8 protein-coding genes are annotated in these 11,953 nt (G+C 72.4%); 6 read left to right on the top strand and 2 right to left on the bottom strand.

Features of this window, described 5'->3' with window-relative positions; translation table 11 throughout:
- Positions 1-49: 49 nt before the first annotated feature.
- A complete protein-coding gene (locus SJY14_RS10600) occupies positions 50-718 on the bottom strand; it encodes a DedA family protein (protein WP_396598866.1) in 669 nt (222 codons plus the stop codon).
- A 146-nt stretch (positions 719-864) separates the two neighbouring features.
- Between SJY14_RS10600 and SJY14_RS10595 the strand changes: the two genes are divergently transcribed.
- From SJY14_RS10595 to cydC, 4 genes are read left to right on the top strand one after another with little or no spacing between them, the layout of a single operon-like run.
- Positions 865-2,277, top strand: a complete 1,413-nt coding sequence (locus SJY14_RS10595; protein ID WP_071253804.1) for a cytochrome ubiquinol oxidase subunit I — start codon at positions 865-867, stop codon at positions 2,275-2,277.
- Positions 2,278-2,320: 43 nt separating this feature from the next.
- Positions 2,321-3,322, top strand: coding sequence for a cytochrome d ubiquinol oxidase subunit II (cydB, locus tag SJY14_RS10590; RefSeq protein ID WP_396598865.1), 1,002 nt, complete (start codon positions 2,321-2,323; stop codon positions 3,320-3,322).
- A 10-nt stretch (positions 3,323-3,332) separates the two neighbouring features.
- Positions 3,333-5,036, top strand: coding sequence for a thiol reductant ABC exporter subunit CydD (cydD, locus tag SJY14_RS10585; RefSeq protein WP_396598864.1), 1,704 nt, complete (start codon positions 3,333-3,335; stop codon positions 5,034-5,036).
- Positions 5,033-6,784 carry a thiol reductant ABC exporter subunit CydC gene (gene cydC / locus SJY14_RS10580; RefSeq protein WP_396598863.1) on the top strand — a complete coding sequence of 584 codons (1,752 nt, stop codon included), beginning with the start codon at positions 5,033-5,035 and terminating at the stop codon, positions 6,782-6,784. Before cydD ends, cydC begins: the two co-directional genes overlap by 4 nt.
- Positions 6,785-6,844: 60 nt before the next feature.
- Here the strand turns inward: cydC and SJY14_RS10575 are convergent, their stop codons facing one another.
- Entirely contained in the window at positions 6,845-7,684 is an 840-nt protein-coding gene (locus SJY14_RS10575) for an aminotransferase class IV (RefSeq protein ID WP_396598862.1), read from the bottom strand.
- Between the two features lie 32 nt (positions 7,685-7,716).
- Between SJY14_RS10575 and SJY14_RS10570 the strand changes: the two genes are divergently transcribed.
- Together SJY14_RS10570 and leuS are read left to right on the top strand one after the other, a co-directional pair.
- Positions 7,717-9,141, top strand: a complete 1,425-nt coding sequence (locus SJY14_RS10570) for a chorismate-binding protein (protein ID WP_396598861.1) — start codon at positions 7,717-7,719, stop codon at positions 9,139-9,141.
- A 180-nt stretch (positions 9,142-9,321) separates the two neighbouring features.
- Positions 9,322-11,868 carry a leucine--tRNA ligase gene (gene leuS, locus SJY14_RS10565; protein ID WP_396600269.1) on the top strand — a complete coding sequence of 849 codons (2,547 nt, stop codon included), beginning with the start codon at positions 9,322-9,324 and terminating at the stop codon, positions 11,866-11,868.
- The last annotated feature ends 85 nt before the right edge of the window (positions 11,869-11,953 follow it).

The raw sequence follows: 11,953 nt of genomic DNA, 5'->3' as shown, positions 1-11,953 counted from the left end.
CTTCGTCGTCCTGGGCCCCGCCCCGAGGGCGAGCACGAGGAGGCGCGGGTCAGGACGCGTCGTCGCCCGCGTCCCCGGCGGGGTGCGCCATGTGGCGCTCCTCCCGGCGGTGCAGGACCTTCTTCACGACGACGACGAGCAGGACGAACACGGCGATGATGCCGACGAAGACGTAGCCGGCCTGGTGCAGGCCGTCCGCGAGCTCACGGTAGCTGCCCGCGGCCGCGGCGCCGACGGAGGCGTAGGCGAGCGCCCAGAGGACGCACGCGGGGGCCGTCCAGGTGAGGAATGTCCGGTAGCGCATCGGGCTCGTGCCCACGGTCAGCGGGATCAGCGAGTGCAGCACCGGCAGGAACCTCGACACGAAGACGGCGATGCCGCCGCGTCGGGCGAGGTAGTTCTCGGCCCGGACCCAGTTCGCCTCGCCGAGGCGTCGGCCGAGCGCGCTCGCCCGGATCTTCGGTCCGAAGAAGCGGCCGAGGGCGAACCCGACGCTCTCGCCCACCAGGGCGCCCAGGACGAGGGCGACCACGAGCGCCCCGAACTCGAACGGTGACGCCACGGCCGTCGCCGACACGATCGCCACCGTGTCGCCCGGCACGATCAGGCCGAGGAGCACCGAGGTCTCGAGCACCATCGCGATGCCGGCCAGCACCGTCCTCAGCACGGGGTCGACGGACTGCACCAGGTCGAGCAGGGTCGTCAGCACGTCGTTCACCCGGCCGAGCCTATTCACAGCGAGTGCACGGCGCCCGGATGCTCTAAACGACAGGTGTTGTGCATCTACGGATCTAAGCTCGTCACGTCCCGACGGTGCGACGCACGACCACCACCACCACCACCCGAGGGAGAAGGCGCATCCCGATGAACGAGCTGCTCGACCCGCTGCTGTTGTCCCGCTGGCAGTTCGGGCTCACCACGATCTACCACTTCCTGTTCGTGCCCCTCACGATCGGCATGGCGTTCACGGTGGCGGTCTTCCAGACGGCGTGGGTGCGCACCGGCCGCATCCACTACCTGCAGCTGACCCAGTTCTTCGGCAAGATCTTCCTGATCAACTTCGCCATGGGCGTCGTGACCGGCATCGTGCAGGAGTTCCAGTTCGGCATGAACTGGTCCGACTACTCGCGCTTCGTCGGCGACGTGTTCGGCGCCCCGCTCGCCCTCGAAGGCCTGCTCGCGTTCTTCCTCGAGGCGACCTTCATCGGCATCTGGATCTTCGGCTGGGACAAGGTGCCGCCGAAACTGCACCTGCTGAGCATCTGGGGCGCCACCGTCGGCAGCATCCTCTCGGCGTACTTCATCATCGCCGCGAACGCCTTCATGCAGAACCCGGTCGGCTACGACATCAACGAGGAGAAGGGTCGGGCCGAGCTCACCAGCATCTGGGAGGTGCTGACCAACAAGGTGGCCCTCGCCGCGTTCCCGCACACGATCTTCGCCTGCTTCATGGTCTCGGCCGCGGTCATCGTCGCGGTCGCCGCCTGGCACCTGTCTCGCAACCAGCACCTCGAGACGATGCGTCCGGCCCTGCGCTTCGGCCTCTGGACGATGGTCGCCGCCGGCGCGCTCACCTTCATCACGGGCGACCAGCTCGGCCTCGCGATGGTCGAGACCCAGCCCATGAAGATGGCGGCCGCAGAAGCGCTGTACAAGACCAGCACCGGCGCCGACGCTTCGTTCTCGATCTTCACCCTGGGCACGCCCGACGGGGTGCACGAGCTCTTCAGCATCCGCGTGCCGTACCTGCTGTCGTTCCTGTCGACGCACACGTTCGACGGCACGGTCGAGGGGATCAACGACCTCCAGGAGCAGTACGTGCAGCTCTACGGTCCGGGCGACTACACCCCGATCATCTGGGTCACCTACTGGTCCTTCCGCTGGATGATGGGCCTCGGCATGGTCAGCGTCCTCGTCTCGCTTGTCGGCCTCTGGATCACCCGCAAGGGGCGCCTGCCGCAGAACAAGTGGGTGTGGCGGGCCGCGGTCTTCAGCTACCCGATGCCCCTCCTCGCGATGATCGTCGGCTGGGTCTTCACCGAGATGGGTCGGCAGCCCTGGCTCGTCTTCGGGCTGCTCAAGACCGAGGACGGCGTCTCGCCCGGGGTCACCGGCCTGACGGTGCTCATCTCGCTCGTCGCCTTCACCCTGATCTACGGCACGCTCGCGGTCGTCGAGTTCAAGCTCATCGTCAAGGCCGCCCAGCAGGGGCCGGCCGACGCCCCCGAGCCCGACCCCGTGTCGGGCGAGATCCGCCACGAGGCGACGGTCTACTGATGCCCACGACCCCCACTGAACCGACGCGAGAAAGGCTCTGACCATGGACCTCCCCACCCTGTGGTTCGTCATCCTCGGCTTCTTCTTCGTCGGCTACTTCGTGCTCGACGGCTTCGACTTCGGGGTCGGCATGTCGCTGCCCTTCCTCGGGCGCGACGACACCGACCGGCGAGTGCTGATCAACACGATCGGGCCGGTCTGGGACCTCAACGAGACCTGGGTCATCGTCGCCGGCGCGTTCCTGTTCGCCGCCTTCCCCGAGTGGTACGCCACGCTGTTCAGCGGCTTCTACCTCCTGATGCTGCTCATCCTGCTGGCCCTGATCGCGCGGGGCGTCTCGTTCGAGTACCGCCACCAGCGCCCCGAGTCCTCGTGGAAGCGCCGTTTCGACCTCATGATCGTCGTCGGCTCGGCCGTGCCGGCGTTCGTCTGGGGCCTCGTCTTCGCCAACGTCGTGCAGGGCGTGCCGCTCGACGAGGGGCACGACTACACCGGGACGTTGCTCGACCTGCTCAACCCCTACGCCCTGCTGGGCGGCCTCACGACCCTGCTGCTCTTCTTCACGCACGGCGTGGTGTTCGTCACGCTCAAGACCGAGGGCGAGATCCGCGGTCGGGCCCGGCGTCTCGCCACCCGAGCCGGGGTCGTCACGATCGTCGTCGCCGCGGCCTTCCTGGCCCTGACGTCGCTGATGCACGGGACCCTCGTGTCGGTCGTCCTCTCGGCCGTGGCCGCCGTCACGTTGATCGCGTCGTTCGTGGCGAACCTGCGCGGGCGGGAGGGGCGGTCCTTCGGTCTCATGGCCGTCACGATCGCCCTGGCGGTGTCGAGCCTGTTCGCGGCGCTCTTCCCCGGGGTGATGCCGGCGAGCAACGATCCGGCGAACAGCCTCACGATCGCCAACGCGTCGAGCTCGACCTACACCCTGACGATCATGAGCTGGGTCGCCCTCGTCTTCGTCCCGCTCATCCTCGGCTACCAGGGCTTCACCTACTGGATCTTCCGCAAACGGATCACCCGTGCGGCGATCCCGGCCGCGCACTGAGCCGGCGTCCGTGAAGCCGCTCGACCCGCGCCTCCTGCGCTACGCCTCCGCCGCTCGGGTGTTCCTCGGGCTCGGCGCCGTGCTCGGCCTCGCGCAGACGGTCGCGATCGTCGCCGTGGCCTGGTTCACGACGACGGCCGTGGTCCAGGTCGTCGAGGGGAGCACCTCCGGGCTCTCGACCGCTCTGCTGGGACTCGGCGTCTCGGTGGCGGCGCGGTCGCTCGTGGCGTGGGCGCTCGAGGTGACGGCCGCGCGGGCCGCGGCGCAGGTCAAGAGCCAGCTGCGGGCCCGGGTCGTCCGGGCAGTCGCCGACCGGGGGCGCGCCTGGGTCGACCGGCACTCCTCGGCGCGCGTCGCGACCCTGGTCGGCCCGGGGCTCGACGCCCTCGACGAGTACTTCGCGCGCTACCTGCCGCAGCTGGTGCTCACGGCCCTCGCGACGCCGCTGCTGATCGTCGTCATGGCGCTGCACGACTGGTTGTCGGCCCTGATCGTCGTGCTGACGTTGCCCTTGATCCCCGTCTTCATGGTGTTGATCGGGTGGACGACCCGTACCGCCCAGAACCGGCAGTGGGACCGTCTGACGCACCTCGCCTCGTCGTTCGCCGACGCCGTGGGCGGGGCGTCGACCCTCAAGGCGTTCGGTCGTGAGCGGCGCCAGGTCGAGCGGATCGGCCGCCTCACCGACGACTACCGGGTCGAGACGGTCAAGGTGCTGCGCGTGTCGTTCCTCAGCGGCTTCGTGCTCGAGCTCGCGGCGTCGTTGTCGGTCGCGCTCGTCGCCGTGTCGATCGGCATCCGGCTCGTCGAGGGCTCGATGGGGCTGACCGCCGGGCTGTTCGTGCTGCTGCTCACCCCCGAGGCCTATCTGCCCCTCCGCCAGGTCGGTGCCAACTACCATGCCGCGGCCGACGGGGTCGCGGCGGCGGAGGACGTCTTCGAGCTGCTGGACGACGAGCCGGGCGACGTCGCACCCCGGGCGACCGGGTCGACCGGGCCGACCGGGTCGACGACCGTCGCCGATCGGGCCGAGCCCCGCGTCGAGGCCGACGCGCTCGTCGTCGACCGGGCCGAGCCCCGCGTCGAGGCCGACGCGCTCGTCGTCGACCGGGTCTCGGTGAGCCGAGGAGGCGCGGTGCGGCTGGCCGAGACCTCGTTCGTCGCCGAGACGGGTCGCGTCACCGCAGTCGTCGGCCCGAGCGGTGCCGGGAAGTCCACCCTGCTCGACGCGGTGCTGGGGCTGGAACCGTGCGAGGGCCGGGTGGTCTGGCGCTCGTCGGGCCGTGCCCCCGTCCGCCACGAGATCGCCTGGTCGGGCCAGTCGCCGATGCTGTCGTCGGGCACGGTCGCCGAGAACGTCGCCCTGGGCGACGCGGGTGAGCCCGACACCGAGGCCGTCGTGCGCGCCCTCGACCTGGCCGGCGCGGCCGGCCTCGACCCGGCGCTCGTGCTCGGGGCCGGCGGCCAGGGGGTGTCCGGCGGCCAGGCGCAGCGGGTGTCGGTGGCCCGGGCGCTGTACCGACTCGACCGGGTCGGGGCGCGCCTCCTGCTGGTCGACGAGCCCTCGTCGGCGCTCGACCGCGTCACCGAGGCCCGGGTCGTCGAGGGCCTCCGTCGCATCGCGGCCTCGGGCGTCGCCGTGGTCGTCGTGACGCACCGCCGCGCCGTGAGCGACGCCGCCGACGTCGTCGTCCCGATCGGAGGTCTCTCGTGACCCGCTCGCTGCTCCGCACCGCCCAGCCCGGTGCGCGCCGGGCCGCCCCCGGCATCGCCTTCGGATCGCTCAGCGCCCTGTCGGCGGTGGCGTTGCTCGCCGCGTCGGCGTACCTGATCACGCGGGCCGCCGAGCAGCCGCCGATCCTCTACCTCTCGCTCGCCGTCGTCGGCGTCCGCGCCTTCGCCCTGACCCGGGCGGTCTTCCGCTACCTCGAACGGTTGTCGAGCCACGACGCGGCCTTCCGCCAACTGGCGGTGGTCCGCACCGAGCTCTACCGGCGACTGATCCGCGTGGCCCCGGCGGGTCTGGGCCGCACGGATCGCGGCGACCTGCTGGCGCGCGTCGTCGGCGACGTCGACGCGCTGCAGGACCTGCCCCTCCGGGTCGTGCAGCCGCTCGTGGTGTCGGGTCTGACCTCCGTCGTGGCGGTCGTCGGCGTCGCCCTCGTGTCCCCGGCGGCGGCCGTCGTCCTGGCGGGCGCACTCGTCGTCGCGTTCGTCGTCGGCTGCGTCGCGGCCGACCGGCTCGCCCGCCGCAGCGAGCGCACCCTCGCCGACCGGCGGGGGGCGCTCTCGGCCGCCGTCGTCGACCTCGTGCAGAACCTCGACGTGCTGGTCGCGTTCGAGGCGGTGGACCGCCAGCTCGGCCGGGTCGCGGGGCTCGACGACGACCTGCGCCACGCCTCCTCGCGTCGGGCCCTGACCGGGGGCGTCGTCGCCGCCGTGCTCTCGGCGCTGTCGGGCGCCGCCGTGCTCGCGACGATCCCCGTCGTCGCGCCCGACGTCGCCTCGGGCGGGCTGACCGGCCCGGCCTTCGCGTTGGTCGCCCTCGTGCCCCTCGCCGTCTTCGAGGTCGTGGGAGCCGTCCCGACGGCCGTGCTGGCCTGGCGTCGCGTCCGGGCGAGCGGCGACCGCGTCGAGTCGGCGGTGCCGGTCGAGGTGCCGGCCGGTGTCGTCGACGACGAGGCCGTCGGAGGGTCGGACGCCGGCACGCTCGAGCTCGCCCGGTCGGACGGCTCCGCCGTGTCGGCCCCCGCGCCCGCCCTGCGTCTGCGCGGCGTCTCGGCGACGTGGCCGGGGGCGGCGGGCCCCGCGCTCCGCGGCGTCGACCTCGACGTGGCCGTGGGTGACCGCCTCGTGGTCGAGGGCCCGAGCGGCGCCGGCAAGACCACCCTGGCCTCGGTGCTGGCCCGGTTCGTCGAGCACACGGGTCGCTACGAGGTCGGGGGAGTCGACACCGCCACCCTCGCCCCGGCCGCCGTCCGGGCCACGGTCGGCCTCATCGAGCAGATGCCCTACCTCTTCGACGAGTCCCTGCGGCAGAACCTGCTCTTCGCCCGCGACACGGCCACCGACGACGACCTCCTCGCGGTGCTGGACCGCGTCGGGCTGGGGCGCTGGGCGGCCGAGCGCGGCGGGCTCGACGCGCCGGTGGGCGAGCGGGGCGTCCTCGTCTCGGGCGGCCAGGCCCAGCGCATCTCGCTGGCCCGTGCCCTCCTGCGGGGGTTCCCGGTGCTCGTGCTCGACGAGCCCACCGCCGGACTCGACCCCGAGACCGCGCGCCGGCTCGTGCGCGACGTCCTCACGACGGCCCGCGACGACGGCTCGACGGTCGTCGTGATCTCGCACGTCGAGGTGCCGGCCGAGCTGGTGACGCGTCGCGTGCGCATCGAGGCGGGCAGGCTGAGCGAGGTCGAGGTCGGGTCCGACCTCGAGTCCGGTGTCTCCCTCGACGACGACGCGTGACGGCTCGACGTCGCCGCTCGACGTCGCCGCGGGCGTCGGGCCGCCGTCGTCGGGCTGCGGTCAGACGCCGATCGGTCGTCGCAGGCGGTCGAGTCGGCCGCGCCAGAGCGCGAGGCGCCCGGGTTCCTCGGCCGGGGCCGGGCCGTCCACCCAGCCGGTGACGATGCGGATGCCGTGCAGTGCGCTGAGGCTCCACACCTCGAACCCGTCGAGCTCGTCCGGCCGCGTGTGGTCGTGCAGCACGTCGACGCCGAGGACGGCGGCCAGCGTCGTCAGGCTGCGGACCGTCACACCCGGGAGGCGGGGCAGGTCGTCCGCCGGCAGGCAGAGGGCGTCGCCGCGCCACCAGACGATCGAGCTCCAGGCGCCCTCGACGACGTGCCCCTCGGGCGAGAGCAGCACGGCCTCGTCGGCCCCTCGGGACCGGGCGTCGGCGACGAGCGATCCGAGGGCCGCGAGGTCGGGGCCCTTGACCGTGGGCTGCGTGCGGGGGTCACGATCGGCCGTCGCGAGGACGACCGATCGGCGGCGCGGGGGAGCGGGCCGGAGGCGCAGCCGCAGCCGTGCCCGTCCGTCGTCGTCGGTTCCGTCGTCGGTTCCGTCGCCGGCGACGAGCTCGGCGCGCGGGAACCAGGCGCCCGTCCGGGGCAGGACCCCCACGGCCGCCGTCCAGAACGCCGAGACCTCGTCCGCGTCGGGCCCCCCGGCCACCTCGGCGACCGAGCCGGCGAACCGGTCGCGGTGCACGTCGAGCGCGAGCGCCGAGCCCTCGTCGACCAGCCACGAGTCGGCCACCAGGAGGCGCGGGTCGGCCTCGCCCGTCGCCCCGTCCCCGCGCGTCGTCAGCTCGTCGCCCTGCCAGACGTGCAGCACGTCGCCTCCCGGCCGCTCGGCACTCATCGGGTCGGGGCTCCACTCATAGGATCAAGGGTATGCGCCCCGCGGTCGTCCGATCCTCCCTGCCGTGGCGCGACCCCGAGGCCGTCGTCCGGCACCTGGCCGCGACCGGCGACGTCGTCTGGCGCGACGCCGGGGTGGACGCCACCCGGGGCCGGTCCGTCGTCGGGTGGGGCCCGGCCCGGACGGGCGACGTCCGCGACGGTGGCGCCGACCGGCTCTGGCACGAGGTGCGCGACGACCTGGCCGACGTCGAGCCCGACAGCCACCCGCTCGGCTGGGCCGGCTGGCTCGGCTACGGCTTCGGCTGCCGACTGCTGGACCGTGACGCCACCGAGGGGCACCGCCCGGCGGCCACCGCCTCGACCGTCGCCGCCGACGGAGACCCCGCCGACCTCGCCCTGCTCGACGTCGACCGCGCCCTGGTCTTCGACCACGCCGCACGCTCGGTCGAGGCCGTCGCGCGGGCCGGCGACCCGTGGCCCCTCTCGGTGGCCGAGACCTGGGCCGACGTGCCGCCGGAGCCCCCGGTGCCCGGGGCGACCCGCGCCTCCTCGGTGGGCTCCGCCCCGCCCTCCGTCCGCTGGCGGCACCGTCCCGACGAGTACCTCGACCTGATCGAGGGCTGCCGGCGGGCCATCGAGGCCGGCGAGGCCTACCAGCTCTGCCTGACGACGGCGGTCGACGTCGACGGTCCTGTGGACGCGCTCGAGGCCTTCGCGCGCCTCCGTCGGTCCTCGCCGGCTCCGCACGCCTCGTTCCTGCGCATCGGCGACGTGGCCGTCGTCGGGGCGTCGCCCGAGTCGTTCGTCGAGGTGACGACCGACGGCCGGGTGTCGTCGTCGCCGATCAAGGGCACACGACGCCGCGGGTCGGGCGCCGACGACACGGTGCTCGCGCGCGAGCTCGTCGAGAGCGAGAAGGAGCGCGCCGAGAACGTCATGATCGTCGACCTGGTCCGCAACGACCTCGCCCGGGTGGCCCGCCTCGGCACGGTCGAGGTGTCCGAGCTGCTCGCCGTCCACTCGTTCGAGCACGTCCATCAGCTCGTCAGCACGGTCCGGGCCCGACTCGGGGCGGGGTGCACCGCGGCCCACGTCGTCGAAGCGGCCTTCCCGGCCGGGTCGATGACCGGCGCGCCGAAACGTCGAGCCGTCGAACTGCTCGCCGACCTCGAGGGGGCACCCCGGGGGGTCTACTCGGGCGCGACGGGCTGGCTCGGACGGGACGGCTCGGCGAGCCTCGCGATGACCATCCGCTCGATCGTGGTGCACGGTGCCCGGGCGGCGAGTGCGGGACGGCCCGCGCGATCGGCGGGTGCGCGCGTCGGCGTGGGCGGCGGCATCACCATCTCGTCGGTGCCGGTCGACGAACGCGACGAGGTCGAGCTCAAGGCGTCGGCCCTGCTCGCCGTGCTCGGCGTCGGTGCCGCCGACGGGGCCCCGGTGCGCATGTCGTGACGGGGCGCGCCGTTCGGTAGCCTTGGCGAGGATCGCTGAGCCCAGCGCACGTCGCCGTGCCCTCGCGCGGGCGATCCGCACCCACCGCACCGACTGCCAGCAGTGAATGAGAGCCCCGTGGCACACGAGCACGACACGACCGCGACCGACGCCTCCTCGGCCACCCCGCCCCACGACGGCGTGCCCGAACGCGAGTACGACGTCGCCCGCCTGCAAGAGAAGTGGCAGGCCCGGTGGGACGCCGAGCAGCCGTTCGTCGTCGACCCCGACGACAAGCGGCCCCGCAAGTACATCCTCGACATGTTCCCGTACCCCTCGGGCGACCTGCACATGGGTCACGCCGAGCAGTACGCGCTCGGCGACATGGTGACGCGGTACTGGCGCCAGCAGGGCTTCAACGTGCTGCACCCGATCGGCTGGGACAGCTTCGGCCTGCCCGCCGAGAACGCGGCCATCAAGCGCGGCGTCGACCCCCGCGAGTGGACCTATGCCAACATCGCGCAGCAGAAGCAGAGCATGAAGCTCTACGCCCCCTCCTTCGACTGGAGCCGGGTGCTGCACACGAGCGACCCCGAGTACTACAAGTGGAACCAGTGGCTGTTCCTCGAGATGTACAAGAAGGGTCTGGCCTACCGAAAAGACAGCTGGGTCAACTGGGACCCGGTCGACCAGACCGTGCTCGCCAACGAGCAGGTGCTGCCCGACGGCACGAGCGACCGGTCGGGTGCCGTCGTGGTCAAGAAGAAGCTGACGCAGTGGTACTTCAAGATCACCGACTACGCCGACCGCCTGCTCAACGACCTCAACCAGCTCGAGGGCCGCTGGCCGACCAAGGTGCTCAACATGCAGCGCAACTGGATCGGCCGCTCGATCGGTGCCGACGTGCACTTCACGATCGAGGGCCGTGACGAGAAGGTCACGGTCTTCACCACGCGTCCCGACACCCTGTACGGCGCGACCTTCATGGTCGTCGCCCCCGACTCCGACCTCGCGGCCGAGCTCGTGGCCGACGCGACGGACGACGTCAAGGCGACCTTCGCCGAGTACCTCGTCGAGGTGCAGAAGGCGACCGAGATCGAGCGCCAGTCGAGCGAGCGCCCCAAGACCGGCGTGCCGCTCGGCCGGGTCGCGGTCAACCCGCTCACCGGTGACCCGATGCCGGTCTGGGCCGCCGACTACGTGCTGGCCGACTACGGCCACGGCGCGGTCATGGCCGTACCCGCGCACGACCAGCGCGACCTCGACTTCGCCCGCAAGTACGACCTGCCGGTGCGCGTCGTGGTCGACACGAACGCGCCCGTCACGGGCGTGATCCCCAAGCTCGAGCTCGACGAGGACGGCCAGGCGATCCTGCCCGACGACCTGCCCGACCTGAACCCCCGCGAGACCGGCGTGGCCCTCACCGGTGACGGTCGACTGATGAACTCGGGCGCCCTGACCGGCCTCAGCAAGTCGAACGCGATCAAGCGCGTCGTCGAGCTGCTCGAGGCCTCCGGCGACGGCAAGGCGGCCAAGACGTACCGCCTGCGCGACTGGCTGATCTCACGTCAGCGATTCTGGGGCACGCCCATCCCGATCGTGCACGGCGCCGACGGCGTCGAGGTGCCGGTGCCCTACGACGAGCTGCCGGTCCGGCTGCCGTCGACCGAGGGGCTCGACCTCAAGCCCAAGGGCAGCTCGCCGCTCGGTGCCGCCGAGGACTGGGTGAACGTACCCGACCCGCGTGACGGGTCACCGGCGCGCCGCGACGCCGACACGATGGACACGTTCGTCGACAGCTCCTGGTACTTCCTGCGGTTCCTCGACCCGACCGACTCCGACCGGGCCTTCGACCCGGCCCAGGCCAGCAAGTGGGCCCCGGTCGACCAGTACGTCGGAGGCGTCGAGCACGCCATCCTGCACCTGCTCTACGCGCGCTTCATCACCAAGGTGCTCTTCGACCTCGGCCACGTCGACTTCACCGAGCCCTTCAGCGCGCTGCTGAACCAGGGCATGGTGTTGCAGGACGGCGCGAAGATGAGCAAGAGCAAGGGCAACGTCGTCAGCCTCTCCGACGAGATCGACAAGCACGGCGTCGACGCCATCCGCCTGACGATGGCCTTCGCCGGCCCGCCCGAGGACGACATCGACTGGGCCGACGTCTCGCCCGCCGGCTCGGCCAAGTTCCTGGCTCGGGCGTTCCGTCTCGCGAGCGACGTCGACAGCTCGCGCGACGTCGTGTGGGCCGACGGCGACCAGGCCCTGCGCCGCGTGACGCACCGGTTCCTCGCCGAGGCCCCGGGGCTTAGCGAGGCGTTCAAGTACAACGTCGTCGTCGCGCGCCTGATGGAGCTCACCAACGCCGTCCGCAAGGCGATCGACTCGGGTCCCGGCGCGTCCGACCCGGCCGTGCGCGAGGCGACCGAGACCGTCGCGCTGGGGCTGTCGCTGTTCGCTCCCTACACCGCCTCCGAGATGTGGGAGAAGCTCGGCTACGACGGCGGCGCCCTCGCCACGTACGGCTGGCGCAAGGCCGACCCGACGCTGCTCGTCGAGACGAGCGTCACCGCGGTCGTCCAGGTCAACGGCAAGGTGCGCGACCGGCTCGAGGTGTCGCCCAAGATCGGCTCCGACGAGCTCGAGGCGCTCGCACGCGAGTCCGCGGCCGTGCAGCGCGCGATCGGTGACAAGCAGATCGTCAACGTCATCGTGCGGGCGCCGCGCCTGGTGAACATCGCGGTGAAGTAGCCGCCCGGGACGCGTCTCGTCCCCACCCCGTCGACGCCCGTCCTGGTTCCCCAGGGCGGCCGTCGTCGTCCGTGCGGGCGGACGC

Source organism: Frigoribacterium sp. R86507 (assembly GCF_044597695.1).
Classification (GTDB): domain Bacteria; phylum Actinomycetota; class Actinomycetes; order Actinomycetales; family Microbacteriaceae; genus Frigoribacterium.
This window is presented reverse-complemented; position numbering and strand designations above follow the sequence as displayed.